Annotated in this window: 26 protein-coding genes, 2 tRNA genes and 1 pseudogene; 16 read left to right on the top strand and 13 right to left on the bottom strand. The window is 66.0% G+C overall.

Going from position 1 to position 24891, the window contains the following annotated elements:
• Positions 1–71: 71 nt before the first annotated feature.
• On the bottom strand, positions 72–2375 hold the full coding sequence (locus tag AADZ90_RS17240) for an NADP-dependent malic enzyme (protein ID WP_367311167.1): 2304 nt from the start codon (positions 2373–2375) through the stop codon (positions 72–74).
• Positions 2376–2499: 124 nt separating this feature from the next.
• Between AADZ90_RS17240 and AADZ90_RS17245 the strand changes: the two genes are divergently transcribed.
• Positions 2500–3588, top strand: a complete 1089-nt coding sequence (locus AADZ90_RS17245; RefSeq protein ID WP_367311166.1) for a cupin domain-containing protein — start codon at positions 2500–2502, stop codon at positions 3586–3588.
• 41 nt (positions 3589–3629) lie between these two features.
• On the opposite strand, the gene AADZ90_RS17250 is transcribed toward AADZ90_RS17245, so the two are convergent.
• Entirely contained in the window at positions 3630–3827 is a 198-nt protein-coding gene (locus AADZ90_RS17250; RefSeq protein WP_367311165.1) for a DUF3072 domain-containing protein, read from the bottom strand.
• A 41-nt stretch (positions 3828–3868) separates the two neighbouring features.
• Positions 3869–4081, bottom strand: a complete 213-nt coding sequence (locus tag AADZ90_RS17255) for a DUF3072 domain-containing protein (protein WP_367311164.1) — start codon at positions 4079–4081, stop codon at positions 3869–3871.
• Between the two features lie 51 nt (positions 4082–4132).
• On the opposite strand from AADZ90_RS17255, the pseudogene AADZ90_RS17260 reads away from it, so the two are divergent.
• From AADZ90_RS17260 to AADZ90_RS17290, 7 genes and pseudogenes are all read left to right on the top strand, one after another.
• Positions 4133–4594, top strand: a pseudogene (locus AADZ90_RS17260) (cytidine deaminase); the annotation flags it as partial.
• A 2-nt stretch (positions 4595–4596) separates the two neighbouring features.
• On the top strand, positions 4597–5901 hold the full coding sequence (locus AADZ90_RS17265) for a thymidine phosphorylase (RefSeq protein ID WP_367311162.1): 1305 nt from the start codon (positions 4597–4599) through the stop codon (positions 5899–5901).
• Positions 5901–7088 (top strand): phosphopentomutase, encoded by a 1188-nt coding sequence (locus tag AADZ90_RS17270; protein WP_367311161.1) that lies wholly within the window; start codon positions 5901–5903, stop codon positions 7086–7088. The genes AADZ90_RS17265 and AADZ90_RS17270 overlap by 1 nt, the downstream gene beginning before the upstream one ends.
• The gene (locus tag AADZ90_RS17275; protein ID WP_367311160.1) at positions 7085–8059 is read left to right on the top strand and encodes an adenosine deaminase; all 975 of its coding nucleotides are present in this window, start codon (positions 7085–7087) and stop codon (positions 8057–8059) included. Before AADZ90_RS17270 ends, AADZ90_RS17275 begins: the two co-directional genes overlap by 4 nt.
• A complete protein-coding gene (gene upp / locus AADZ90_RS17280; RefSeq protein ID WP_367311159.1) occupies positions 8056–8688 on the top strand; it encodes a uracil phosphoribosyltransferase in 633 nt (210 codons plus the stop codon). The genes AADZ90_RS17275 and upp overlap by 4 nt, the downstream gene beginning before the upstream one ends.
• An 8-nt stretch (positions 8689–8696) precedes the next feature.
• The gene (locus AADZ90_RS17285; protein ID WP_367311158.1) at positions 8697–8945 is read left to right on the top strand and encodes a hypothetical protein; all 249 of its coding nucleotides are present in this window, start codon (positions 8697–8699) and stop codon (positions 8943–8945) included.
• Between the two features lies 1 nt (position 8946).
• Positions 8947–9486, top strand: a complete 540-nt coding sequence (locus tag AADZ90_RS17290) for a hypothetical protein (RefSeq protein ID WP_411997077.1) — start codon at positions 8947–8949, stop codon at positions 9484–9486.
• Positions 9487–9551: 65 nt separating this feature from the next.
• Here the strand turns inward: AADZ90_RS17290 and AADZ90_RS17295 are convergent, their stop codons facing one another.
• A complete protein-coding gene (locus tag AADZ90_RS17295) occupies positions 9552–10559 on the bottom strand; it encodes a hypothetical protein (protein WP_367311156.1) in 1008 nt (335 codons plus the stop codon).
• A gap of 89 nt (positions 10560–10648) precedes the next feature.
• Positions 10649–12274, bottom strand: coding sequence for an AMP-binding protein (locus AADZ90_RS17300; RefSeq protein ID WP_367311155.1), 1626 nt, complete (start codon positions 12272–12274; stop codon positions 10649–10651).
• A gap of 111 nt (positions 12275–12385) precedes the next feature.
• Between AADZ90_RS17300 and AADZ90_RS17305 the strand changes: the two genes are divergently transcribed.
• Positions 12386–13048 (top strand): sulfotransferase family 2 domain-containing protein, encoded by a 663-nt coding sequence (locus AADZ90_RS17305; RefSeq protein ID WP_367311154.1) that lies wholly within the window; start codon positions 12386–12388, stop codon positions 13046–13048.
• A 183-nt stretch (positions 13049–13231) separates the two neighbouring features.
• On the opposite strand, the gene AADZ90_RS17310 is transcribed toward AADZ90_RS17305, so the two are convergent.
• From AADZ90_RS17310 to AADZ90_RS17345, 8 genes are all read right to left on the bottom strand, one after another.
• Entirely contained in the window at positions 13232–15424 is a 2193-nt protein-coding gene (locus tag AADZ90_RS17310; RefSeq protein ID WP_367311153.1) for a 3-hydroxyacyl-CoA dehydrogenase NAD-binding domain-containing protein, read from the bottom strand.
• Positions 15425–15434: 10 nt separating this feature from the next.
• The gene (locus tag AADZ90_RS17315; protein ID WP_367311152.1) at positions 15435–15917 is read right to left on the bottom strand and encodes a hypothetical protein; all 483 of its coding nucleotides are present in this window, start codon (positions 15915–15917) and stop codon (positions 15435–15437) included.
• 58 nt (positions 15918–15975) lie between these two features.
• Positions 15976–17190, bottom strand: coding sequence for an acetyl-CoA C-acetyltransferase (locus AADZ90_RS17320; protein WP_367311151.1), 1215 nt, complete (start codon positions 17188–17190; stop codon positions 15976–15978).
• Positions 17191–17204: 14 nt separating this feature from the next.
• The gene (locus tag AADZ90_RS17325; protein WP_367311150.1) at positions 17205–17840 is read right to left on the bottom strand and encodes a glutathione S-transferase family protein; all 636 of its coding nucleotides are present in this window, start codon (positions 17838–17840) and stop codon (positions 17205–17207) included.
• A 400-nt stretch (positions 17841–18240) separates the two neighbouring features.
• Positions 18241–20019: an acyl-CoA dehydrogenase C-terminal domain-containing protein gene (locus AADZ90_RS17330; RefSeq protein WP_367311149.1), complete on the bottom strand. Its 1779-nt coding sequence runs from the start codon at positions 20017–20019 to the stop codon at positions 18241–18243.
• A gap of 52 nt (positions 20020–20071) precedes the next feature.
• The gene (locus AADZ90_RS17335; RefSeq protein ID WP_367311148.1) at positions 20072–20470 is read right to left on the bottom strand and encodes a MerR family transcriptional regulator; all 399 of its coding nucleotides are present in this window, start codon (positions 20468–20470) and stop codon (positions 20072–20074) included.
• Positions 20471–20643: 173 nt separating this feature from the next.
• Complete coding sequence (locus AADZ90_RS17340) at positions 20644–21132, bottom strand: hypothetical protein (protein WP_367311147.1); 489 nt, start codon at positions 21130–21132, stop codon at positions 20644–20646.
• The gene (locus AADZ90_RS17345; protein WP_367311146.1) at positions 21129–21521 is read right to left on the bottom strand and encodes a MerR family transcriptional regulator; all 393 of its coding nucleotides are present in this window, start codon (positions 21519–21521) and stop codon (positions 21129–21131) included. Before AADZ90_RS17345 ends, AADZ90_RS17340 begins: the two co-directional genes overlap by 4 nt.
• Before the next feature lie 122 nt (positions 21522–21643).
• On the opposite strand from AADZ90_RS17345, the gene AADZ90_RS17350 reads away from it, so the two are divergent.
• The 7 genes from AADZ90_RS17350 to AADZ90_RS17380 all read left to right on the top strand — a co-directional run bounded on the left by AADZ90_RS17350 (position 21644) and on the right by AADZ90_RS17380 (position 24782).
• The gene (locus AADZ90_RS17350; RefSeq protein WP_367311145.1) at positions 21644–22066 is read left to right on the top strand and encodes a PaaI family thioesterase; all 423 of its coding nucleotides are present in this window, start codon (positions 21644–21646) and stop codon (positions 22064–22066) included.
• Positions 22063–22596 carry a PaaI family thioesterase gene (locus AADZ90_RS17355; protein WP_367311144.1) on the top strand — a complete coding sequence of 178 codons (534 nt, stop codon included), beginning with the start codon at positions 22063–22065 and terminating at the stop codon, positions 22594–22596. Before AADZ90_RS17350 ends, AADZ90_RS17355 begins: the two co-directional genes overlap by 4 nt.
• A gap of 179 nt (positions 22597–22775) precedes the next feature.
• Positions 22776–22982, top strand: a complete 207-nt coding sequence (locus tag AADZ90_RS17360) for a cold-shock protein (RefSeq protein WP_367311265.1) — start codon at positions 22776–22778, stop codon at positions 22980–22982.
• A 78-nt stretch (positions 22983–23060) separates the two neighbouring features.
• Entirely contained in the window at positions 23061–23300 is a 240-nt protein-coding gene (locus AADZ90_RS17365) for a hypothetical protein (protein WP_367311142.1), read from the top strand.
• A 249-nt stretch (positions 23301–23549) separates the two neighbouring features.
• Complete coding sequence (locus AADZ90_RS17370) at positions 23550–23963, top strand: hypothetical protein (protein WP_367311141.1); 414 nt, start codon at positions 23550–23552, stop codon at positions 23961–23963.
• Between the two features lie 659 nt (positions 23964–24622).
• Positions 24623–24697, top strand: a tRNA-Glu gene (locus AADZ90_RS17375).
• A gap of 10 nt (positions 24698–24707) precedes the next feature.
• Positions 24708–24782: transfer RNA gene (locus AADZ90_RS17380), tRNA-Asp, on the top strand.
• Positions 24783–24891: the final 109 nt, after the last annotated feature.

A 24891-nucleotide genomic window follows, 5' to 3' on the forward strand; every position in this document is an offset into this window, starting at 1 on the left:
GGGGCTCCGCCCGTTCGCGGCGCGATCGCTCCACCTGAGCGATCGCCGGACCCGAAGGTCCGGACCGCCGCTCACCCATAATGCGCCACCGGCGTTCCGGCGAGCGCCGCCATGTTGAGCAGACCCCGCGCTGTCACCGACGGCGTCACGATATGCGCCCGGTTGCCCATCCCCATCAGGATCGGCCCGACCTCCAGCCCGCCGCCCTTCATCTTCAGGATGTTGCGCACGCCCGAGGCCGCGTCGGTGTTGGCGAAGACGAGGACGTTAGCCACGCCCTGCATCCGGGAATGGGGGAAGATCCGCTCGCGCAGCTCCTCGTCGAGCGCGGCATCGGTGTGCATCTCGCCCTCATAGGCGAAATCGTGGCCGCCCCGGTCAAGCACCTCGAGCGCCGCCCGCATCCGGCGGCCCGTGTCGCAGTCGAGATTGCCGAACTGGGAATGCGAGCAAAGCGCGATGTTGGGTTCAAGCCCGAAACGGCGCACATGACGGGCGGCGCCGATCACCGTTTCGGCGATCTGCTCCGGGCTCGGCTCAGGATGAACATGGGTATCGGCAATGAAGAGCGGCCCTGATTCCAGCACCATCAGGCTCAGCGCCCCCACCGGATGCCGCCCGTCGAAGGCAAGCATCTGCTCGATATAGTTGAGGTGCCAGAGATACTGCCCGAACGTGCCGCAGATCAGCGCGTCCGCCTCCTCGCGCGCCACCATGACCGCGCCGATCACCGTCGAATTCGTGCGCATGATCGCACGCGCCAGATCAGGCGTCACGCCGCGCCGCGCCATCCGTTCGTGATAGAACTGCCAGTAATCCCGGTAGCGGTCGTCATGTTCGGGGTTCACCACCTCGTAATCGACATCCTTCAGGATCGTCAGCCCCGCCCGTTCGACCCGGGCCGCGATCACCTCGGGCCGGCCGATCAGGATCGGACGGTCGGTCATATCCTCCACGATCGCCTGTGAGGCGCGCAGCACCCGCTCGTCCTCGCCCTCGGCAAAAACGATCCGCCGCTGAGCGGTCCGAGCCGCCTCGAAGACCGGCCGCATGATGAGAGCCGACTTGAAGACCGACGCATCAAGCGAGGCCTTGTAGGCCGCGATATCCTCGATCGGCCGCGTGGCGACACCGGTTTCCATCGCGGCCTTGGCGACCGCAGTCGCAACGACCCCCATCAGGCGCGGGTCGAAAGGCTTCGGGATCAGGTAATCGCGCCCGAAGGTCAGCTGCTCCCCCTGATAAGCCGCTGCGGCCTCGGCGCTCGTCGTCGCGCGGGCCAGCGCCGCAATCCCCTCGATACAGGCGATCTGCATCTCGTCGTTGATCTCGGTCGCCCCCGCATCCAGCGCCCCGCGGAAGATGAACGGAAAACACAGAACGTTGTTGACCTGGTTCGGGAAATCCGACCGGCCGGTGGCCATGATCGCGTTCGGCGCCGCCTCCCGTGCAAGATCCGGCAGGATCTCGGGCTCGGGATTGGCCAGCGCGAAGATGATCGGGCTTTCCGCCATCTTTTCCACCATCTCGGGCGTCAAAACGCGTGGGCCGGACAGGCCCAGGAACAGGTCCGCCCCCGCGATCACGTCGCTCAGGCTTTTCGGTTCCGTCCCCTGGGCGAAGGCCGCCTTCTGCGGTGTCATATCCGCCTCACGCCCCTCATAGACCAGCCCCTGAAGATCGCACAGCCAGACATTCTCGCGCTTGACCCCCAGCTTCAGCAGCATGTTAAGGCACGCGATCCCCGCCGCGCCGCCGCCGGTCGACACGACCTTGATATCGTCAAACTCCTTGGCCGCGACCCGCAGCGCATTGGTCGCCGCGGCGCCCACGACAATCGCCGTGCCATGCTGATCGTCGTGGAAGACAGGGATATTCATCCGCTCCCGGCACAACTCTTCCACGATGAAGCAATCCGGCGCCTTGATGTCCTCCAGATTGATTGCGCCGAAGGTCGGCTCCAGCGCGCAGACGATATCGGCCAGCCGCTCCGGATCGCTCTCGTTCAGCTCAATATCGAAGCAATCGATATTGGCGAACTTCTTGAAAAGAACGGCCTTGCCCTCCATCACCGGCTTCGAGGCAAGCCCACCGATATTGCCAAGACCCAATACGGCGGAGCCGTTGGTGACGACGGCAACAAGGTTGCCGCGCGCCGTGTAGTCGCGGGCCGTATCCGGATCGTCCTTGATCTCAAGACACGCCTCGGCGACGCCGGGGGAATAGGCGCGCGCCAGATCGCGTCCGTTGGCAAGCGGCTTGGTCGCGCTGATTTCCAGCTTTCCGGGCTTCGGATAGCGATGATAGTCCAAAGCCGCCTGACGCAGCCCGTCGGATACGACGCGCGCCTCTTCCGGGCTTCGCTTGTCGTCCATCCTGATCCTCCCCGCGAAAATCGTTTAACGTTAAACGACTTTCCTGCGCCTGTTGGTCCAGCCGCCACTTCACCACGGAACGGGGCCGCTTGCAATTGCCGCGCGAGCGGACGAGGCTTTCCCCATGGAAGATGCCGCCCCCAAAACCACCGCCGCCACCCTGGCCGAGACTGTCCTGCCGACCACGGACCTGTCGGGAGATCTGGCCTTCTTCGGGCGCGAGCTGGGCTTCCGGCTCGAGACAATCATGCCCGCCGACGATCCCCGCACTGCCGTGATGACCGGCCAAGGCACCCGGATCCGCCTCGAGGTCTGCGACGACGCCCCCGCCACCCTGATCCTGCGCAGCGACACGCCCACGCCCGCCCGCACCAGCCCCGGCGGCACCCGCCTCAGGGTCGAACCGCTGACCCCCCAGCTGATCCAGCCCGAGACGGCCCATGCCTTCGCCGTCCGCCGCCTCGCCGACGAGGCGCCCTGGGTCATCGGCCGCGCGGGCATGCAGTACCGCGATCTGATCCCCGGCCGTCTCGGCGGGTCGATCATCGCCAGCCATATCCGCATCCCCGACGGAGGACCGGTGCCCGACATGGTGCACTACCACACGGTCGGCTTTCAGCTGATCTTCTGCTACCGCGGCTGGGTCGATCTGGTTTACGAGGATCAGGGCCCGCCCTTCCGGCTCGAAGCCGGAAACTGCGTGATCCAGCCGCCCGAGATCCGCCACCGCGTCCTCTACGCCTCCGACAATATCGAAGTGATCGAGATCGGCGTCCCATCCGAACACGTCACCACGATCGACCACGAGATGGAGCTGCCCAACGACACCGTGAACCCCGACCGCCTCTTCCAGGGCCAGCGCTTCGTTCACCATGAAGCGCGGAACGCCGAGTGGCGCCCCGCCCGTCAACCCGGCTTCATCGCCCGCGACACGACGATCGCCGCGAATACCGGCGACGTGGCAGGCGTCCAGGTCCTGCACCGGGGCGACGGCGATCCAACCTGGACCACCCACAACGCAGACATCCACTTCACCTTCGTGATGGAGGGCCGGATGACGCTGGAGGCAGAGGGCCACCCGACCCATCAGGTCGTCGCCGGAGATGCCTTCACCCTCCCGCCCGGCCTGGCGACCCGCTACGCGGCACCCTCAGCGGATATCGAACTTCTCGAAGTCACACTTCCAGGATCGCCACATATCGAACGCCCCTGATCCAAACGGTCCGGCGACACGACCAAAACCCAGGTCACACCTCAGCTATCGGCACGCTCACGCAGTTCGATGATCCGCTCGCGCGCTTGCGCCTCGGTCAGCGTCGCATCGAATGGTTCGTCCAACTGCTCGCACAGCTTACGCAGCTCCGCGGCCTGCTTCTCGGTCATTTCCGCATCCGGGCTTTCGGCGGCTTCGGCATCCGGGTCGTCGATAACGGATTTGGTCGGCGGGATCATGGGAACCTCCTCGTCGTTCACAGGCAAAACAAGTGGCGTCGTCAGCCGGTTCCGCGACCGGTCTTGTCCTGTAGCGCATCGATCCGCTCGCTCGCCTCGGCTTTCGTCAGATCGGGGTCAAACGTCTCCCCCGCTTCTTCGCACAAGGTCTTGAGGTAACTCGCCTGCGCGCCGGTCATCCGCTCGTCGCCAGTGACCCAGTCGTCAGGATCCTTGATCGCATTGCCGTGTGGATCGTCCTTGGGGTTCTGCATTTTCGTTCTCCTAATGTTCCGCATTCCCAATGCATATGAAAGACCGCGGGTTCCCTTGCATCCGGCCAGCGCAACCGACACTCTCCCCGGACAAGCGACGGAGGCCCCATGGAAAACGACACCGACGCGCTCATCGCCGCCGCCACGGCAGTGCGCAAGAAAGCCCACGCGCCTTACTCGAACTTCAAGGTCGGCGCCGCCCTCCGCTCCACGACCGGCACAATCCACACCGGCTGCAACGTCGAAAACGTCGCCTACCCCGAAGGCACCTGCGCCGAAGCGGGCGCCATCGCCGCCATGATCGCCGCAGGCGATACCGAAATCGCCGAGCTCGCCGTCATCGCCGCCGGGGCCGAACCGGTCACCCCTTGCGGCGGCTGCCGCCAGAAGATCAAGGAATTCGCGGGCCCCGACGTCGTCGTCACCATGGCCACGACCGAGGGCACGCAGTTTTCCATGACCGTGGCCGAGCTCCTGCCGGGCGCCTTCGGCAAGGGCCATATGGGCAGCTGAAGATGGACGCCCGCACCATCCTCGCCCGCCTGCGTGACGGCCAGCCGCTCTCCGGCGACGACCTGATCGGCTTCGCGAAGGGCCTCGCCGACGGCAGCGTCAGCGACGCGCAGGCCGGCGCCTTCGCCATGGCCGTCCGGCTCAATGGCCTGGGCGAGGCCGGCCGCGTCGCCCTCACCCGCGGCATGACCGAAAGCGGCGACGTCCTAAAATGGGATCTCCCCGGCCCCGCCCTCGACAAGCACTCGACCGGCGGGATCGGCGATTGCGTCTCGCTGATCCTCGCTCCGGCGCTCGCCGCCTGCGGGGCCTACGTCCCGATGATCTCCGGCCGTGGCCTCGGCCATACCGGCGGCACCCTCGACAAGCTTGAGGCGATCCCGGGCGTCGACACCAATGTCGGCGAAGCCGCCTTCCGCCAAATGACCAAAGACACCGGCTGCGCCATCGTCAGCGCGTCAGCCCGCATCGCCCCCGCCGACAAACGCCTCTACGCGATCCGCGACGTCACCGCCTCGGTCGAAAGCATCGACCTGATCACCGCCTCGATCCTGTCCAAGAAACTCGCGGCAGGCCTCGACGCGCTGGTCCTCGACGTCAAGGCGGGCTCCGGCGCCTTCATGACCGATCTCGATGACGCCAAGGCGCTGGCCCAGGCGCTCGTCACCACCGCCAACGGCGCGGGCCTGCCCACCACCGCGCTGGTGACGGACATGAACGCCCCCCTCGTCCCCTCCATGGGCAACGCCCTCGAGGTGGCCGAGGTGATGCAGATCCTCACTGGCACCGCCAAGGACACACGGATCGAAACCCTCACGGCAATTCTTTCCGGTCACCTCCTCGCCCAAGCCAAGCTGGCCAAAACCCCCGAAGACGGCGCTGAACGCATCCGCGACGCCATCGCCAGCGGCGCCGCCGCCGACCGCTTCGACCAGATGATCGCCGCCCTCGGCGGCCCGAAAGACTTCGCCAAGACCTGGCAGAACGTCCTCCCCGAAGCCCCCGTCATCCTCGAGGTGCCCGCCCCCGCCTCCGGCCACATCGCCGCCTTCGACGGCCGCGCCCTGGGTGAGGCGGTCGTTCATCTCGGTGGCGGCCGATTGGTGGAAAGCGACCGCGTCGACCCGGCCGTCGGCCTCACAGGCATCCTGCCCCTCGGCGCGCAGATCACCAAAGGCGACCCCCTCGCCCGCATCCACGCCGCCGATGAGGCGGCGGCCGAAGAGGCCGCCCGCACCGTCACCGCTGCCATCACGATCGGCGAGGCACCGCCCCAACCCGACCTTATCCTGGCCGAGATCGCCTGATGTCCCGCGTCTTCCTCATCGTGCTCGACAGCGCCGGGATCGGCGGCGCCCCCGATGCCGACCGTTTCTTCAACGCAGGCCACCCCGATACCGGCGCCAACACCCTTGGCCACATCGCCAAGGCCTGCGCGGCGGGCGCGGCGGAGGAGGGCCGCTCAGGCCCGATCGACGTCCCCTTCCTGGCGTCCCTCGGCCTCGGCCCCGCGATTCGCCTCGCCTCGGGTTTCGACGCGCCGGGGCTCGACGTCCAGCCAACCGGCGCCTGGGGCGCCGCCACCGAACTCTCCAACGGCAAGGACACGCCGTCGGGCCATTGGGAACTCGCCGGCGTCCCCGTCCCGTGGGACTGGCACTATTTCCCGACCACGATCCCCGCCTTCCCGGACAACGTCACCGCCGCCCTCTGCAAAGCCGCCGGCACCGACGGGATCCTCGGCAATTGCCACGCCTCGGGCACCCAGATCATCGCCGATCTCGGCGCCGAGCACCTGAAAAGCCTCTGGCCCATCTGCTACACCTCCGCCGACAGCGTCCTGCAGATCGCCGCGCATGAAGACGCGTTCGGCCTCGACCGCCTCCTCGACCTCTGCCAGGCCACAGCCCCCATGCTGCACGAAATGAAGGTCGGCCGCGTCATCGCCCGCCCCTTCATCGGCGACCCTAAGACCGGCTTCACCCGCACCGCGAACCGGCACGATTACGCGATCGCCCCGCCCGGCGACACGATCCTCGACCGCGCGCAACGGGCAGGCCGCGCCACCTACGCCATCGGCAAGATCGGCGATATCTTCTCAATGCGCGGCATCGGCGAGGTCCGCAAAGGCCCCGACGCCACGCTCATGGACCATCTCGGCGACCTCCTAACGGAAGCCGACGACACCTCCCTCACCTTCGCCAATTTCGTGGAGTTCGACAGCGTCTACGGCCACCGCCGCGACGTCTCGGGCTATGCCCGCCACCTCGAATGGTTCGACAAGGCCCTCCGTGGCCACCTCGACAAACTCCGCGATGGCGACCTGATGATCTTCACCGCCGATCACGGCAACGACCCGACCTGGACTGGCACCGATCACACCCGCGAAAGGGTCCCGGTCCTCGCCCACGGCCTCGGCCGCAAGGAACTCGGCCACATGGCTTTCACCGATGTCGCCGCAATGGTCGCCCGTCACCTGGACATCCCCGAATGATCCCCAAGGTCGAACTCCACCTGCACCTCGAAGGCGCCGCGCCCCCCGCCTTCATCCGCGACCTCGCGCGCGAGAAATCCATCGATATCTCCGGCATCTTCGACGACCAGGGCCACTACGCCTACCGCGACTTCGCCGAATTCCTGAAGGTCTACGAGGCCGCCTGCGAACCGCTCCAGACCCCCGAAGACTTCCGCCGCCTCACCCTCGCCGTCCTCGAACAAAGCGCCGAAGAAGGCGTCGTCTATACCGAGGCCTTCCTCAGCCCCGATTTCTGCGGCGGCGGCGACGTGGCCGCCTGGCGCGATTACCTCCCCGCGATCCGCGACGCCGCAGACCAGGCCGAGGCGACCCACGGCATCACGCTGCGCGGCATCGTCACCGCCATCCGCCATTTCGGCCCGGACCAGGCGCGGCAAACCGCCCTCTGCGCGGCTGAGACCGCCGACGACTGGCTCACCGGTTTCGGCCTTGCGGGCGCCGAGACGGTGGGCATGCCCGGCGATTTCGCCTGGTCCTTCGACTGCGCGAAAGAGGCGGGCCTCCGGCTCACCGCCCATGCCGGCGAATGGGGCGGGGCCCAGATGGTGCGCGCCACGCTCGACGCACTCCCGGTCGAGCGCATCGGCCACGGCGTCCAGGCCATCGATGACCCCGCGCTGGTCGACCGCCTCGCCGAGGATGGCATCACGCTCGAGGTCTGCCCCGGCTCCAACGTCGCCCTCGGCGTCGTCCCCAACTGGGCCGCCCACCCGATCGCAAAGCTCCGCAATAAGGGCGTCAAGGTCACCGTCTCCACCGACGACCCGCCCTTCTTCCACACCACCATGCGCCGCGAATACGACAGGCTCTCCGAAACCTTCGGCTGGACGGAAGACGACTTTTTCGCCCTCAACCACGTGGCACTCGCCGCCGCTTTCTGCGATGACGCCACCAGAAAGCGGATCGCCAAGAAGCTGGAGCGCCCATGACCGCAAACGTCACCATCGTCGACCACCCGCTTGTCCAGCACAAGCTGACGATCATGCGCGAGAAGGACACGCCCACCGCCGTCTTCCGCCAACTCCTGCGCGAGATCAGCCACCTTCTGGCCTACGAGGTCACCCGCGAACTGCCGATGACGACCAAGCCCATCGACACCCCGCTGACCGAGATGGACGCGCCGACACTGTCGGGCCGCAAGCTGGCGCTCGTCTCGATCCTGCGGGCGGGCAACGGTCTGCTCGACGGGATGCTCGACCTCATCCCATCCGCCCGCGTGGGCTTCGTCGGCCTCTACCGCGACGAAGAAACGCTCCAACCCGTCCAATACTACTTCAAGGTGCCCGACCGGCTCGACCAGCGGATGGTGATCGCCGTCGACCCGATGCTCGCCACCGGCAACTCGTCGGCCGCCGCCATCGACCTGTTGAAAGAGGCAGGCGCCACGAATATCCGCTTCCTCTGCCTGCTGGCCGCCCCCGAAGGCATCGCCCGCATGCAGGAGGCGCACCCTGACGTCCCCATCGTCACCGCCGCCGTCGACGAGAAGCTGAACGAAAAAGGCTACATCGTCCCCGGCCTCGGCGATGCGGGCGACCGCATGTACGGCACGAAATGAGGGCCCCGATGCGCATCCTTCTTCTGCCCCTCCTCCTCACCGCCTGCGCCACGACGGGCCAGCCCGGCGGAGGCACGTCCATCCGCGACATCCGCCCGCCCGCCGAACTCCCGCCCGAGGATTTCGCCGGCGCGCAATACGCAGACAGCCGCGGCTGCGTCTATATCCGGGCGGGCGCCGCCGGGAACGTCACCTGGGTGCCCCGCGTCGACCGCCGCCGCCAGCACCTCTGCAATGTCGAACCGACCTTCTCCTGAGATGACCCTGTCCCAAACCATATGCAGCAGCCTGACCTGCGCGTTGTTCCTGGCGCCGCCGCTTGCCGCCGCCGACAGCATCTCGCTCGAGGATGCGCAGACCTTCAGTAATGCCGCCACGCTCTGCGCCCAATCGGGCGATGCGCGCTGCGCCTTCGAAAACGCCAAGATGGCACTCGCCAGCGAGGCCTATCTCGAGGAACGCCGCAAGGAAGACGCCCTCGCCCACTTGCCCGAATGGGACCGGTTCGTGGCCTACGCCTTCGACGCCGCCAATGCTGCGGAGCCCCATGAGCGCCGCCGTATCGCGGAAACCGCGCTCGACCGGATCGCCCGCTTCGCAGACGTGCCGCCGCAAACGACCGGCCTGCATCTTCTGCGGGCCGAGGCCTGCCTGGCCCAGGCCGACACCTCCTGCCTTGCCGACAGTGTCGCCGAACTGCCCTACGAGGCTGGCTGGTACGTGCGCCATTCCGACGAAGCGCCCACGGCCGAAGAGATCTCCGACAGGCTCGCCACCCTCCGCAACGCGACGCCCTAACTCATCTATCGCGCAACACCGCTGCACCATTCCGCCCGGCGGCGACCCTGGGCAAGCTCAGCCGCTCACTCCCGGCAGATCTGCTGCAGGCTCACCCAGTCGCTGTCGCTCAGAACAGGTGGCGCCTCGCGCCCCCGGAACGGATCCCCTTCGATCAGCGGCAGCACCGTCTCTCCCGACACGTCGATGGCGAAGGCATAGGGCCGGCTCGGCACGCCCGCCCCGTCGAACCCCGCAAGCAGGATCCCATCTTCCACCGCCGGCTGCGCACCCGCCAAAAGCCGTTCGGAATGCCGACGGATCGCCGCCTCCGGCAAGCGCCCCGTCGTTAGCAGCCGAAAGGTCGTCCGCGTCCCCGCCGCATCGAGCAAGGCGCCCAGCGGGTCCGGCGCCCCCTGCCGCGCGGCAATCACGTATCCGGCGGCCACCGCCGGATCCTCGTGATCCTCGATCACCGACCGGTCCAGCACCACGACCCCGCCGGGCAGCGCGACGGCCGCCCTTGGCGAGGCGCTCATCACCCGGATCTCTTCCACCCCCATCCGCTCGCGAAAAACATCGAGCGCGGCCAACCCCAGCGGATCCTCGCACGGCCGCCCCGCCCCGCGCTCAATCTCCTCAGCCAGCGCCCGCCCGATCTCCACCCGCTTGACCTCGGGCACCACCGACAAAGTGTGCTCCCGCAACGCGCCGGGCAGCCACAGCACCATCAGCCCCGCGATGGCCAAAGCGATCCCGCCCGCACTCAACAGCCGCACCCGTCCCGGCCGCGGACGGCTTTTCGAGATCACGCCGCGCACCGTCTCGATCGCCTCGATCATGTCGGTGTCGGAGATCTCCAGCGTCTCGCCGCCATCCAAGCCGGGCGAATAGAGCGCCGGCACTTCGTCCGGATTCTCCCGCCGCAAAGCCGGCAGCGACCAATGGCTCAACGCCCGCCCCGCCTTGTCCGAGATCACCAGCGTCGCCTCGCCGAACGTCACGACCACATCGCGCCGCTGCGCGTCCGGATCGGGCCGCCACAACCCGCCGCTCTCAAGCCGCTGATACCGGTCGAGTGCCGTCGTCGCCAAAGGGACCGCTCTTTGTTCTGCCTCGCTCAGGACCGTCAGCCTAGCCGAGCCTTCAGGGCCCGTCCATCACCGCATCCACGTGACAGTCCTCACGCCCCCGCCGCGACCTTCCTCAGCTCGAATTTCTGGATCTTCCCGGTGGAGGTCTTGGGCAATTCCCCGAAGACGACCGCCTTCGGTGTCTTGAACCCTGCCAACCGCTCACGGGCGAAAGCGATCAGCTCCGCCTCGTCCGCCTCCGCCCCCGCCTTCAGTTCGACAAAGGCGCACGGCACCTCGCCCCACTTGTCGTCCGGCTTGGCCACGACAGCACAAAGCAGCACCGCCGGATGGTGCATTAGCACCCCCTCGACCTCGACAGACGAGACATTCTCCCCGCCCGAGATGATGATATCCTTCGCCCGATCCGCGATCTGCAGGTAGCCGTCCGGGTGATGCACCCCCAGATCGCCCGACAGGAAATATCCCGGCGCGAACGCCTCCGCCGTGGCTTTCGGGTTGCGGTAATATCCCTTCATCACCGCATTGCCGCGCAGCCCGATCTCGCCCTGCGTCTCCCCATCCCGCGGCACCGGCTTGCCGTCCCTGTCCAGCACCGCAGAGGGCTCCATCATCGGATAGGGCACCCCCTGCCGCGCCTTCTTCGCCGCCCGCGCGTCCCCTTGCAGATCCTTCCACTCCTCCTGCCACAGGCATTCGGTGACATGCCCATGGGTCTCGGTCAGCCCGTAGACATGGGTGACCTCAAACCCCAGCGCCTCGATCCGCGAAAGCGTCGCCGCAGGCGGCGGTGCCCCCGCCGTGTAGACCCGCACCAGATGATCGAACGCCCGCCGCTCGTCCTCCGGCGCGTTGATCAGCATGTTCAGAACGATCGGCGCGCCTCCGAAATGGGTCACCCCCTCATCGGCGATCGCGTCATAGACCGCCTTTGCCGTCACATTCCGGCAGCAGACCACCCGCCCCCCCAGCATCGGCGCCATCCAGACGTGATGCCAGCCGTTGCAATGAAAGAGCGGCGGGATCTGCAGGATCACCGGGAACAGCGTCATCCGCCAGCTCACGGGCGTCCCCATCGTCAGCAGATAGGCGCCGCGATGGCTGTAGACGACACCCTTCGGCTTGCCCGTCGTGCCGGACGTATAATTCAGCGACAGGCTCTCCCACTCGTCCTCCGGCAGGATCCAGTCGAAATCGGGATCCCCGGTCGCGAGGAAATCCTCGTAATCCACCTGCTCCCCCAGCCCCGGCACGCCCTCCTCGGGGTCCGGGACCTCGATGACCAGCGGCGCGTCCCCCTCCATCTCGGCGATCGCCTCCATGGCCAGCGGCAAGAACTGGCTGTCCGCGATCAGCACCTTCGCGCCGCCGTGGTCCAGGATGTAGGCCACCGTTGCCACATCCAGCCGGGTGTTGATCGTGTTCAGCACCGCCCCGCAGGCCGGCACCCCGAAATGCGCCTCCGCCTGGGCGGGGATATTCGGCATCAGCGTCGCCACCACCTCTCCGGGCGTCACCCCCGCCGTCACGAGGGCCGAGGCCAGCCGCGACACCCGCGCATGATACTCCCGGTAGCTTGTCCGCTGGGCGCCATAAACCAGCGCCTCCCGCTCCGGAAACACCTCCGCCGCCCGCACCAGGTGGCTCAGCGGCGTCAGCGGCACGTAGTTCGCCGCACACTTGCCCAGCCCCGTCTCATCCGCCATCCAACCCATCGGCCGCTCCTCCCAAAGCAGTGTTCGCCCATCCTGCCGCAAGCAGGCGCTGTCTTTCCAGTGGAAAGGCGCCGCTTGCCGCATCCTGCAGCGGCAAGGCAGGATGCGCCCATGATCCTCTCCCGCAAGCGGCGCTACATCTTCGTCCACATCCCCAAGACCGGCGGCACCTCCATGGCGCTCGCGCTTGAGGAGCGCGCCGCGGCCGACGATATCCTCGTGGGCGACACGCCCAAGGCCCGCCGCCGCAAGAAGCGCCTCAAGGGGGTCAAGACCCGCGGCCGCCTCTGGAAACACAGCACCCTCGCCGAGGCCGAGGGGCTCCTGACACCCGACGATCTCGACCGCTCCCTCATCTTCACGCTGGTGCGCAATCCCTGGGACCGGATGGTCAGCTATTACCACTGGCTCCGCGCCCAGGACTTCCCGCACCCCGCTGTCCCGCTTGCCAAAAGCACCGACTTCGCAGGCTTCGTCACAGCCCCCCAGACCCGCAACGCCCTCCGCATACCGGCCGCCCATTACATGCGCGACAGCACCGGGACCGACCGCGCCGATCTCTACATCCGCCTCGAAAACCTTGCCGAAGACATCCCCCCGCTCAACGCCCATCTGGGCTTTTCCCTCACCCTGCCGCGCTCCAACGCCTCCGACCGCCCGCGCGACTATCGCACAGCCTATACCGACCAGACTGCCGCCCTCATCGCCGACCTCTGCGCCGAAGATATCGCCCGCTTCGGCTACAGATTCGAGGACGGCCCCGCAGCTTCCTGATCCGGCTTCATCTGGCCAAAAATACTCATACCGATATCAGCCTCAAACACCCCACCCTGAGATATCGGACCTCCCTCGACCAAAGAGAAAGAGGCGCGGTCCGCAAGGACCGCGCCCCCTGGCGACAGGCGCAGGGCCCGTCAGGGCCCGAAGGCATGGCGCAAGCCCCATCGGGGCAAAGCTTTAGGCCGCCGCCTTCGCCTCCGCGCCGAACCGGCCGTAGAAGCTCTGACCCTTCTCGGCCATCTCGCGCAGCAGCGCCGGGCAGGCAAACCGCTCGCCATGGGACGCGGCAAGTTCATCGCACCGCTCCGCCGCATAGGGCGCCCCGATGATGTCGAGCCAAGAGAACGGCCCGCCCGACCACGGCGCGAAGCCCCAGCCGAGGATGGCACCGACATCGCCTTCGCGGATATCCTCCAGCACGCCTTCTTCCAGCGCGCGGACCGCCTCGAGCACCTGCGCGAACAGGAGCCGATGCTGCACCTCGACCAGCTCGGGCTGCATGTCCGCCACCGGGTACCGCGCAGACAACCCGTCCCACAGCCCCTGCCGCTTGCCGGTCTCGTCATAAGCGTAGAAGCCCGCCTGCGCCTTCCGGCCCAGGCGCCCCTCATCGGCCATCCAGAAGATCACGTCATCCGCCGCATCGTCATAGGCATCGCCCATCGCGGCCTTGGTTGCCTTGGCGATCTTGACGCCCAGATCGATCGACGTCTCGTCCGTCAGCTGCAGCGGTCCCAGCGGCATCCCCACCAGCTTGGCCGCGTTCTCGATGAGCGCGGGCTCCACGCCCTCCTTCACCATCCGCACGCCTTCGTTGATGTAGGGGATGATGCAGCGGTTGGCGTAGAAGAACCGCGCATCGTTCACCACGATCGGCGTCTTCCGGATCTGCCGCACGTAGTCCAGCGACTTGGCCACGGCCCGCGGTCCGGTCTCCTTGCCCTTGATGATCTCCACCAGCATCATCTTGTCGACGGGCGAGAAGAAGTGGATCCCGATGAACTGCTCCGGCCGCTTGCTGGCCTTGGCCAGCTCCGTGATCGGCAGGGTGGAGGTGTTGGTGGCAAAGATGCAGTCCTCGCCCACGACCTCTTCGACCTTCGCCGTCACCTCGGCCTTGATCCCCGGATCCTCGAACACGGCCTCGACGATCAGATCGCAGCCAGCCAGCGCTGCGTAATCCGTCGTGGCCGTGATCAGCCCCAGCACCTTTTCTTTCTTCTCCTCGGTCGCCTTCTTCCGCGCGATGCCCTTGTCCATGTAATCGGCGGTGTAGGACTTGCCCTTGTCGGCCGCCTCCTGCTTCTGGTCGAGCAGGACGACCTCGATCCCGGCGAGCGCCGAGACCAGGGCAATCCCCGCCCCCATCATGCCAGCCCCCAGCACACCGACCTTCTTCACCGTCTCATCGGCCACGTCCGGGCGGTTCGCGCCTTTCTCAAGCGCCTCCTTGTTGATGAACAGCGACCGGATCATCGCGGCCGAGGACGGGTTCAGCAGCACATTGGTGAACCACCGCGCCTCGATCTTCAGCGCCGTGTCGAAGGGCACCATCGCCCCTTCATAGACGGCGGACAAAAGCGCCTTGGCCGCCGGATAGACGCCCTGCGTCTTGCCGTTCACCATGGCCGAGGCGCCGACGAAGGTCATGAAGCCCGCCGGATGATAGGGCGCCCCGCCCGGCATCTTGTAGCCCTTCTCGTCCCACGGCTTAACGATCTTCGGTTCCGACAGAACCCATTCCTTCGCCGCCGCGACCGGATCGTCCACGACCTCGTCGATGACACCCGCCGCCTTCGCCTTCTTCGGATCGTTCAGCTTGCCTTCCAGCAGCAGAGGCGATGCCGCCATCGCCCCCATCTTGCGCACCAGCCGGGTCGTGCCGCCCGCACCGGGGAAGATGCCGACCATGATCTCGGGCAGGCCGATCTTGGCCTTCGGGTTGTCCGCGCAAAAGATCCGGTGACAGGCCAGCGGGATCTCCAGCGCGATCCCCAAGGCCGTGCCGGGCAAGGCCGCCGCGATCGGCTTGCCACCCTTGTTGGTCTTCGGGTCTATCCCTGCCCGCTCGATCCGGCGCAGCACGCCGTGCATGTCCATCACGCCCTCGAATAGCGACGTCGCCGGATCATCCCCGCCATCGTCCTTCATCTTGGCGATGACGTTCAGATCCATCCCGCCGCCGAACGAGCCGTCCTTGCCCGAGGTGATGACGATCCCCTTCACCGCATCGTCACCCAGAGCCTCGGCCACCAGGTTGTCGAGATCGGTGAACCCTTGCTGGCTCATCACGTTCATCGACTTGCCCTGGGTGTCCCAGGTGATCACGGCCACGCCGTCGGCATCCGTCTCCATCGTGAAATCGGTCATCTCTCTCTCCTCAGTCTCGTGTTGTCTCAGGCCCCTTAGGGCAAATCTTCCGGCCCGCCTCGACCATCACCTGGTTGAAGAGCGAGGGGTCGGGCAGCGCATTTTGCGACGACGCGGCTTTCCAGAGATCGCCGCGCAGCTTCATGATCGACGTCACCGGAAACGGATCCTCAATATAGATCCCGCCCCGCAGGCAGGAGGAGACATGGGTCCCCTCGATCCGCTCCGGCCCCTGGAACTGCGCGGCAAGGCAGGTTCGCACGAACTGCGTGACGCCGATCTGCTCCAGTCGTTTCCGGAACGCGTCGAACATCACCCGCAGGTCGGATCTCGTCCGCATCGTGATCGTGTGATCGAACGTCGCGAGCGTGAAGGGCCATTCGATCACCTCGCAGTAATCATCGAAATCTCCGCTTTCGTAGGCCGCGCCCATCCTGTCCAGCATCTCCTGGTAAAGCCGCTGCGCCCGGTCCGGCGTGAGGTCTCCGGCCACGGGGCCGCCCGGCGGTGTCCCGCCCGATTCCCCCGGCTGGCCGGATCCCGTCACCGGATCAGACCCGCTCGATCACCGTGGCCGCGCCCATGCCGGACGCCACGCAGAGCGTTGCGAGGCCCACTTCCTTGTCGGTCCGCTCCATCTCGTCCAGCAGCGTGCCGATGATAATCGCGCCCGACGCGCCCAGCGGGTGGCCCATCGCGATCGCGCCGCCATTGACGTTGAGCTTCGCATGATCGACGTCGAACCGCTGCACGAAACGCAGCACGACGCTGGCGAAGGCCTCGTTCACCTCGAAAAGGTCGATATCGCCGATCTCCATGCCCGTCTCGGCCAGGATCTTCTCGGTCACGGGCACCGGCCCGGTCAGCATGATCGTGGGATCGGTCCCGATCTTGGCCGTCGCCTTGATCCGCGCCCGCGGCGTCAGGCCATTGGCCTCGCCGAACGCCTTGTCGCCGATCAGCACCGCCGCGGCCCCGTCCACGATGCCGGACGAGTTGCCCGCATGGTGGATGTGGTTGATCCGCTCCAGATGCGGGTACTTCATGATCGCGACCTTGTCGAAGCCGGGCATCACCTCGCCCATCTCCTTGAAAGAGGCCTTCAGCGCGCCGAGCGACTGCATGTCGGTTCCCGGCCGCATGTATTCGTCATGATCCAGGATCGGCACGCCGTTCACGTCGCGCACGGTCACGACGGACTTCTCGAACCGCTTGTCGTCCCAGGCGGCCTTGGCGCGCTTCTGGCTTTCGACCGCATAGGCATCCGCATCGTCCCGGCTGATCCCGTATTCCGTCGCGATGATATCGGCCGAGATCCCCTGAGGCACGAAATAGGTGTCCATCGCGATCGACGGATCGACGGCGATCGCCGCCCCGTCCGATCCCATGGCGACCCGGCCCATCATCTCGACCCCGCCGGCGATATAGCCGTGGCCCGCACCGCCCTTCACCTGGTTCGCGGCCAGATTCACCGCTTCCATGCCAGAGGCGCAGAACCGGTTGATCGACAGGCCCGGGATCCTCTCGTCGAGGTCCGAGGCCAGCACGGCGGTCCGCGCCAGACACCCGCCCTGCTCGCCCACCTGCGTGGCGTTGCCCCAGATCACGTCCTCGACGGCATAGCCGTCCAGCCCGTTGCGTTCCTTCACCGCGTTCAGCGTCAGCGCCGACAGCCGCGCCGCCGTCACCTCGTGCAGCGCCCCGTCCTTGCGGCCCTTGCCCCGCGGCGTCCGCACCGCGTCGTAGATATAGGCGTCTTGGGTCATGTCTCTCTCCTCGTTCAGGCGCGGTCCGCGGGGGAGCCGGGCATCAGGTCGTAAGGGTGTTTCCATCCTGGCAGGGCGGCGATCCCCGTCAGCCAGCGGTCGATATTCAGATAAGCGCTGCGGTCGAAGCCGAAAGGCTCGTCGTAGAAAAGATACCCGCAGCAGGCGAGATCCGCGATGCTCGGACGATCCGCCACCAGCCAGTCCCGCCCCTCGAGATTGGCATCGAGCACCTTCAGCGCCGAGTTCAGCCGCATCGCCATGAACGCGTTCACATCCGCATTCCGCTTGGCCTCGGGCAGGAAGTTCATGTTGAACCTCAAGGGCCCGCCCACACCCGACAGCTTGTGGTTGTCGAAGAGCAGCCAGCGCAGGATCTCCCGCCGCTCCGCATCGCCGGTCCAGCCGAACTTGCCGCTTGTCTCGGCCACGTAATCCTGGATGACACCCGACTGGCTCAGCACCAGGTCGCCATCGACCATGACGGGGACCTCATACATCGGATTGAGCGCCTTGAATTCCGGGCTCCGCGTCGCGCCGTTGAAGAAGTCGACAAAGACCGGCCGCCAACCGAGCCCCGACAACTCCAGCGTCAGCGCCGCCTTGTAGGCGTTCCCGCTCTCTCCGAAACAATGCAGCTCGATCGTCATCTCACCCCTCCCGGCCGTCGGTCCGACGGCACCCGCCGATTTGAGTATTTTTGGCCAGATGAAGCGGAAACACTCTTCTCCGCTAACCGGCCATTAAGGTTAACGCGCCTATCCTCGGATCGCGGTACAGGCTGGAGAGCCGATGACCGCGCCAGGTGAAGCTCCGCCCCTCTACGGCCGCAGGGCAGCCGCCGAGTGCCGTGGACGGGCGAAGTGGATCTGCCATCTTCATCTGGCCGAAAATACTCAACTCCCGAACCCGCCACTCGCGCCGACGCAAGAGCCGCAGGCAGGCGGCCCCAGCCAAGGCCACGGACATCACGCTCCCGCAAGGGCAGCCGTTCGGTCATCGTTCCTCCCGTATGGAAAGGGCGGCCCGCGAAAGGCCGCCCTGCCCGTCTCAGAAATTCGCCGCTTCCAGCGCCATCACCGGCTCGGCCCCGCTTTCGATGCGGGCCAGGTGCGTGCCGGTCATCGGCAGCTGGCGGGCCATGTAGTAGCGGCCCGTCGCCAGCTTCGTCTCGTAGAACTCCGTATCCGACGCGCCGCCCTCCAGCGCCGTCAGCGCCGCCTTGCCCATCCGCGCCCACATCAGCCCGAGGCAGACATGACCGAAGAGATGCATGAAGTCGTAAGACCCCGACAAAGCCGCATTCGGGTTCTTCATGCCGTTCTGCATGAAATACATCCCCGCCGCCTGCAGATCCTTCGACGCCGCCTTCAGCGGATCGAGGAAATCGGCCTTCAGCGCCGCGTTCCCCTCGTTCTCCTTGATGAACGCCTTCACCATCTCGAAGAACGCCATCACCGTCTTGCCGCCGTTCTGGGCCAGCTTGCGGCCCACCAGATCCAGCGACTGGATCCCGTTCGTGCCCTCGTAGATCATCGTGATCCGGCAATCGCGCACGAACTGTTCCAGCCCCCATTCCCGGGTGAAGCCCGACCCGCCCAGCGTCTGCTGGGCCAGCACCGTCGTCTCGAACCCCTTGTCGGTCAGGAAGCCCTTGATGACCGGCGTCAGAAGCGAGATCATCGCCTCGGCCTCGTCATCGCCCGCCTTGTGCGACCGGTCGATGAGGGACGCGCCCCAGAAGGTGAAGGCCCGCGCGCCTTCGACAAAGCTCTTCTGGTCCATCAGGTTCCGCCGGACATCGGGATGCACGATGATCGGATCGGCGGGCTTTTCGGGTGCTTTCACGCCGGTCGCGTCGCGGCCCTGCAGCCGGTCCTTCGCGAAGCCCAAAGCGTTCTGGTAGGCGACAACGCCCTGCGCATAGCCCTGCAGGCCCACACCCAGCCGCGCCTCGTTCATCATGGTGAACATGGCGCGCATGCCCTTGTGCTCTTCCCCGATCAGGTAGCCCACCGCGCCGTCGTAGTTCATCACGCAGGTCGCGTTGCCGTGGATGCCCATCTTCTTCTCAAGGCCGCCGCAGGACAGCGAATTCCGCTCGCCCAGCGAGCCATCCTCGTTCACCAGGAACTTCGGCACGATGAAAAGGGAAATCCCCTTCACCCCGTCCGGCCCGCCCGGGATCTTGGCCAGAACCAGATGGATGATGTTGTCGCACATGTCGTGCTCACCGGCCGAAATCCAGATCTTCTGACCCGAGATGCGGAAGCTCCCATCCTCCTGCGGCTCGGCCTTGGTGCGGATCAGGCCCAGATCCGTGCCGCAATGGGGCTCGGTCAGGTTCATCGTCCCGCCCCACTCGCAGCTCACCATCTTCGGCAGATAGGTCGCCTTCTGCTGCTCCGACCCATGGGCGTGGATCGCGTTATAGGCGCCGTGGGTCAGGCCCTGATACATGTTGAACGCCATGTTGGCCGACGAAAACATCTCGCCCACCGCCGTCGACATCACGTAGGGCAGGCCCTGCCCGCCATACTCCGGGTCGCAATCCAGCGCCGTCCAGCCGCCCTCGCGGACCTGATCGAACGCCTCCTTGAACCCTTTCGGCGTGCGCACCACGCCGTTTTCCAGGACGCAGCCCTCTTCGTCGCCCGTGGCGTTCAGGGGCTGCATCACCTCCATCGCGATCTTGCCCGCCTCGCCCAGGATCGCATCGGTGAATTCGCGGTCCAGGTCCTCGTAGCCCGGAATGTCCTGCGCACTCACATCCAGCACATCGTGCAGGACGAATTGCATGTCCTTGGTCGGGGCGTCGTAGATCGGCATATGTCTCTCTCCCTAAGGTTCGTATGCGGCGCCCACTCCGCGCCGCGCAGTCTTACTCGGCGGCGACGCGCGCCCCCATCTCGGCGAGCTTTTCTGCCCCCCATTGCATCTGGTCCTTCAGCTCCGCGATCGCCACGTCCAGCTCCGCGCGCTGTTCCTCCATCTCCTTCAGATGACGCCCGGCCACCTCATAGGTGCGGGCCAGCTGGACCTGCTGGGTCGGATCGGCATCGTAAAGGTCCAGAAGCTGCCGGATCTCCTCCAGGCTGAAGCCAAAGCGCTTGCCGCGCAGGATCAGCTTGAGCCGCGCCCGGTCCCGCTTGGTGAACAGCCGCTTGGTGCCTTCACGGATCGGGAAGATCAGCTCTTTCGCCTCGTAGAAGCGCAAGGTCCGGGGCGTGACTTCGAACATGTCGCACATCTCCCGGATCGTCATGGTTGTTTCAGTCATTACTCGGTCCTCGGTTGCCGCACGGTTAGTTCGTGCCGGGCGGCGATGTGAAGACTTCGAGGCCACCTTACAAGCAAGGCTTACGTGAACGTAAACGTAACGCGGCGTCACGACATCGGTTTACGAAAGGTCAATAAAAGTGACCCTACGGCAGGCGCAAGAATTGAACGCCCCTATTCGAGGATCAACAGGAACGGATCGGGCTTCAGCTTCCAGCGCCCGCCATCGGGCGTGGTGAGTCGCCAGCCCCCGCCGGACCAATCATGCTCGTTCGAAACCCAGATGAAGTGCGACACCGTCGGCACCAGCAGATAGGTCTCGATCAACTGCTCCAGCCGCACCTCGCCAATCCGGTCGCCCGGGGCCGCATACAGCTCGTAGACGACGAAATCCGGATCATTCGAGGAAATCAGATTGTCCGCGTTTGGGATCAGCAGGAACCGCCCCGTCGGATCGGGCACCGCCACATGGGCGTAGCGATCGACGCTCCACGGCGGGATATCGGCGCTTTCCGGCAGAACCTCGATCCGCGCCCGCCCGGCATCCGCCGACACGACGACCCCGTCATAGTCGCGCTGCCAATCCGTGGGCGGTGTCTTCGGTGTATCCGCCCCAGCCGTCCCGCCCAGGACCAGCGCCAGAAGGATCGCCGCCAGCCTCACCCCAGCGTCTCTGCCGTCTCGTCCCGCAGCGACTTCAGTTCGGCCATCGTCTCTTCCAGCTGCACCTTTTCCTGGGCCAGGTTCTCCAGCTGCCGGTCCGCAAGCTCCACGAAGGCGCGCATCTGCGCATTCGTCCCCTCATGTTCGTAGATCAGCAGCCATTGCCGGATCTCCTCCAGCGAAAACCCCCAGCGCCGCCCGCGCAGGATCAGCGTCATCCGCGCGATCTCCTTGGATCCGTAGAACCGCGACCGGCCCTGCCGCTCGGGGGACAGCAGCTCGATATACTCGTAATAGCGCAGCGTGCGGGGTGTCACATCGAACCGCTCGCACATCTCCTTGAAAGACAGGCGGATATCGTCCCCGCCACCCGGTTCACTATCGGCCATGCACACACTCCCTTACCCTATGGTAGGACGGTTCGCCGGGTCGGGCAACGCCCCAGAAGCGTTCACCTTTTTCCTTGAAGCCCGCGCCCCTCCCGGTCCACATGGACGATGAAGGAGCCTCCATGCCAGACGTCGAAAAACTTGCCCGCCAGTTCATCGAGGCGATCCCCCACGCCCGCGCGCTCGGGATGAAACTGGCCGAAATCGACGCGGGCCGGGCCACCATCGTGATGGCCTACGACGAAAAGCTGATCGGCGATCCGGAAACCGGCGTGATCCATGGGGGCGCCGTGTCGGCGCTGATGGATACCTGCGGCGGGGCGGCGGTCATGTCCCACCCCTCGGCGCCCATCGGCACGGCCACCATCGACCTCAGGATCGACTACATGCGCGCCGCGACGCCGGGCCAGGCGATCACCGCACGCGCCGAATGCTACCACGTGACCCGCTCCGTCGCCTTCGTCCGCGCCACCGCGACGGATGAGGATACGGACAACCCCGTCGCCGCCGCCACCGGCGCCTTCACGCTGGAACGCAAGCCATGAAGCGCCCCGAACCTGTGCAAGAGGTCAAGCAACGCCGGGATACCGCGCTCGAGGCGCTGGTCGGCGGCGTCCCCTATATCCAGTTCCTCGGCATCACCTTCGACCGCCGGGGCGACGAACTCACCGGCGTCCTCCCCTTCGACGACAAGCTCATCGGCAACCCGATCCTCCCCGCCCTCCACGGCGGCGTGACGGCGGCGTTCCTCGAGACCACCGCGATCATCGAACTCACCTGGGCGCTTCTCTGGGAGGATATCGAGGCGGGCCGCCTCGACCCCGCGAACGGCAGCCGCCCCCGCATGCCCAAAACCATCGACTTCACCGTCGACTACCTCCGCTCCGGCCTGCCGCGCGACGCCTATGCCCGCGCCCGCGTCAACCGCTCGGGCCGCCGCTACGCCTCGGTCCATGTCGAGGCTTGGCAGGACAACCGCGACCGCCTGTTCGCCCAGGCCACCGGCCACTTCCTGATGCCGACCGGCAAGGGCGACGTGCTGGCCCACGCCCGCGCGCCGGACCATACCGGCTGACGCGCCGCGCGTCCCCATTTCTCCGCTGCACTGGTAAACGGGCGCAGAACGATATACCTGATCGACGCGAAGCTTCTTCTTAAGACCTTCTGTTTCCTAGCGGCTGCAGGTGATCATTCGACGACACTAAGCCGGGCCATTGCGTTTCGCGGATGGCGATCAGATCAGGAAACACCCGAATGCCCGAAGGCAAGGTAAAATGGTTCGACGCCCAAAAAGGGGTCGGCTTCATCGCACCGGATTACGGATCGAAGGACATCTTCGTCCACATCTCATCGCTCGAACGCGCCGGGATCAGGCGGCTGAAAAACGGGCAGGCGGTGCGCTTCGATATCGAGAAGGGCCGGGGCGGGCGCGACTTCGCGAGCAATCTCGCCCTCGCCTGATCCGCCATCGGAGGTCCCCCCGAGGCACCGGCAGTCCTGCCGCGCACCGGCAACCCGACCTACAAAGGAGATTGAAAAATGCCCAAGGTCACGAAAAAAACGCTCTTCAAGACCCCCGATCCCCGGCCGGAAACGCTGCTCGACAAGACGACGCGCGCCGTCCGCCAGATCACCGACGACGAAACCGAACAGCGCCAGGCCAAGACAGAGCGGCTCCGCAATGCCCGCCTGCAACAAGAGGCCAAGGCCCAGGCCGACGCGGCCGAGCAGGCCGCCGACAAGCCGCGCAGGACATCCAAAGCGAAATCCGCGAAATAGCCGCGGGAGATCGCGCCGCCCTCGCAGACCGGCCAGGCGCGTGGGATCGCCACCGGCTTTGTGTCGCGGGTCGCGTCGCGCACGTTTCTCGACACGCTGGCAGAGCCTTCGGCCAGCGCGGCCTCCTGATCCGGCGCGTTTGCCCGCCCGGACGCCCGGCCTCCTCAAACCCCTTTGCGTCTCGTCAATAAGATCGCGGCCGAGACCTGCAACTCTCCTGACCATATCGGTACCAGGGAGTCACAGCCCATGTCGCATCTCAGACCATTTGCCGCCATCGCCCTCCTGCTTGCCGGCTGCACGGAACAGGGCCAACCACAGACCCCTCAGGCAGGGGGCACCACGGTCCTGCTGGGTCCCGAAGTGACCTCCATCAACTACCCGCTCTCCGCGCTGCCCCTGTCGAACCCCATCCGCCTGGAACTGACCTTCGAACTGGCCGCCCTGGCCTCGCCAGAGGTCCAACGCGCCTGCACCGCCCAAGAGATCGAATTCACGGAACTCAGCGTGATCCTCCTCGCCGTCCGATCCGAAGAATGGCGAACCTCCCCCTGGACCAACCGCCAGCGGCGCGAGGTGGAACGGCTTCAGCAAAGATGGGAAACCCTCGGCGGCGACGCACAAACCATCTCCGACAGGTGCCGGTCCGTCATCGCGGCATAAGGTGCCAACGCGCTCAGGTCTCATCTGAGATCGACGCGGGCACCCAACCAGCAACCTGTCACCCCCGGCCTGCGTCAGCCCGCCTTGCGCACCCGATCCGGGAGCGCGCCAATACTCAACGAGAGTCAAAGCCCATTGGGCAAGCAGTTGGCCGAAGAATCAGCGCCGGCCCCTGCACTCCGCCTGATCGCCATGCATCGCTGCCGGGGTCAGCAACGTCGCAGAACTTGATGGATACGTCGGCCGTATGCTACGTCGCGTTCAAAGAGGATAAGTCGTGAAACATCGTTTGTCAGAACGAGATACCGAAACCAACGCCCGGGACGGGTGCGTGGGCTAAGTATGCGCATCCTCCAAGGCAAGGCCGGCAGGCCTTGTCACGCGGGCGGCACCGGACGGTGGCCGCCTTTTTTTATGTCCGGAATGAAAGGAGACCAGCGCTGTGACCGATCAGCATTTCGAAGAACCCGACGATATTGAGGAGGCGGTGCAGCTCTGCCCCGCCTCCCTCCCGTCACCTTCACGCATACGACACCAGCGACCTGTTCCAGCCGTTGCACCCTCGTGCAGCGGGTCGGAAAGTATTCTCTAACCTTTTGTTATTAAATCGTTTATTTGACGCATTCTGTATCTAAAAATACAAGCACACCATCCACTAAGGGGCGTTCGTCTAGTGGTCAGGACATTCGTCTTTCGAACGAAAAACACGGGTTCGAGTCCCGTACGCCCTACCAGGTGGAGCGCGGTCGCGTAGCTCAACGGGAGAGCACCGGATTGTCTATCCGGGTGTTGCGGGTTCGAATCCCGTCGCGACCGCCAGCGACCTTCCCACCCCGTTAGAACGATCACGAAGCTGATCCTCGAAAGGGCGATCCGGCGTTTGGCACGACCATATCTGGCGCGCGATGATCGAAGCGACGGCATCCGC

This window comes from Aestuariibius violaceus, assembly GCF_040779325.2.
Taxonomy (GTDB): Bacteria; Pseudomonadota; Alphaproteobacteria; order Rhodobacterales; family Rhodobacteraceae; genus Aestuariibius; species Aestuariibius violaceus.

Excerpts from the sequence above, each read along its gene's own strand:
- AADZ90_RS17240 (WP_367311167.1), bottom strand. The coding sequence starts at position 2,375 with ATGGACGACAAGCGAAGCCCGGAAGAGGCGCGCGTCGTATCCGACGGG.
- AADZ90_RS17245 (WP_367311166.1), top strand. The coding sequence starts at position 2,500 with ATGGAAGATGCCGCCCCCAAAACCACCGCCGCCACCCTGGCCGAGACT.
- AADZ90_RS17250 (WP_367311165.1), bottom strand. The coding sequence starts at position 3,827 with ATGATCCCGCCGACCAAATCCGTTATCGACGACCCGGATGCCGAAGCC.
- AADZ90_RS17255 (WP_367311164.1), bottom strand. The coding sequence starts at position 4,081 with ATGCAGAACCCCAAGGACGATCCACACGGCAATGCGATCAAGGATCCT.
- AADZ90_RS17265 (WP_367311162.1), top strand. The coding sequence starts at position 4,597 with ATGGACGCCCGCACCATCCTCGCCCGCCTGCGTGACGGCCAGCCGCTC.
- AADZ90_RS17270 (WP_367311161.1), top strand. The coding sequence starts at position 5,901 with ATGTCCCGCGTCTTCCTCATCGTGCTCGACAGCGCCGGGATCGGCGGC.
- AADZ90_RS17275 (WP_367311160.1), top strand. The coding sequence starts at position 7,085 with ATGATCCCCAAGGTCGAACTCCACCTGCACCTCGAAGGCGCCGCGCCC.
- upp (WP_367311159.1), top strand. The coding sequence starts at position 8,056 with ATGACCGCAAACGTCACCATCGTCGACCACCCGCTTGTCCAGCACAAG.
- AADZ90_RS17285 (WP_367311158.1), top strand. The coding sequence starts at position 8,697 with ATGCGCATCCTTCTTCTGCCCCTCCTCCTCACCGCCTGCGCCACGACG.
- AADZ90_RS17290 (WP_411997077.1), top strand. The coding sequence starts at position 8,947 with ATGACCCTGTCCCAAACCATATGCAGCAGCCTGACCTGCGCGTTGTTC.
- AADZ90_RS17300 (WP_367311155.1), bottom strand. The coding sequence starts at position 12,274 with ATGGGTTGGATGGCGGATGAGACGGGGCTGGGCAAGTGTGCGGCGAAC.
- AADZ90_RS17305 (WP_367311154.1), top strand. The coding sequence starts at position 12,386 with ATGATCCTCTCCCGCAAGCGGCGCTACATCTTCGTCCACATCCCCAAG.
- AADZ90_RS17310 (WP_367311153.1), bottom strand. The coding sequence starts at position 15,424 with ATGACCGATTTCACGATGGAGACGGATGCCGACGGCGTGGCCGTGATC.
- AADZ90_RS17320 (WP_367311151.1), bottom strand. The coding sequence starts at position 17,190 with ATGACCCAAGACGCCTATATCTACGACGCGGTGCGGACGCCGCGGGGC.
- AADZ90_RS17325 (WP_367311150.1), bottom strand. The coding sequence starts at position 17,840 with ATGACGATCGAGCTGCATTGTTTCGGAGAGAGCGGGAACGCCTACAAG.
- AADZ90_RS17330 (WP_367311149.1), bottom strand. The coding sequence starts at position 20,019 with ATGCCGATCTACGACGCCCCGACCAAGGACATGCAATTCGTCCTGCAC.
- AADZ90_RS17335 (WP_367311148.1), bottom strand. The coding sequence starts at position 20,470 with ATGACTGAAACAACCATGACGATCCGGGAGATGTGCGACATGTTCGAA.
- AADZ90_RS17345 (WP_367311146.1), bottom strand. The coding sequence starts at position 21,521 with ATGGCCGATAGTGAACCGGGTGGCGGGGACGATATCCGCCTGTCTTTC.
- AADZ90_RS17350 (WP_367311145.1), top strand. The coding sequence starts at position 21,644 with ATGCCAGACGTCGAAAAACTTGCCCGCCAGTTCATCGAGGCGATCCCC.
- AADZ90_RS17355 (WP_367311144.1), top strand. The coding sequence starts at position 22,063 with ATGAAGCGCCCCGAACCTGTGCAAGAGGTCAAGCAACGCCGGGATACC.
- AADZ90_RS17360 (WP_367311265.1), top strand. The coding sequence starts at position 22,776 with ATGCCCGAAGGCAAGGTAAAATGGTTCGACGCCCAAAAAGGGGTCGGC.
- AADZ90_RS17365 (WP_367311142.1), top strand. The coding sequence starts at position 23,061 with ATGCCCAAGGTCACGAAAAAAACGCTCTTCAAGACCCCCGATCCCCGG.
- AADZ90_RS17370 (WP_367311141.1), top strand. The coding sequence starts at position 23,550 with ATGTCGCATCTCAGACCATTTGCCGCCATCGCCCTCCTGCTTGCCGGC.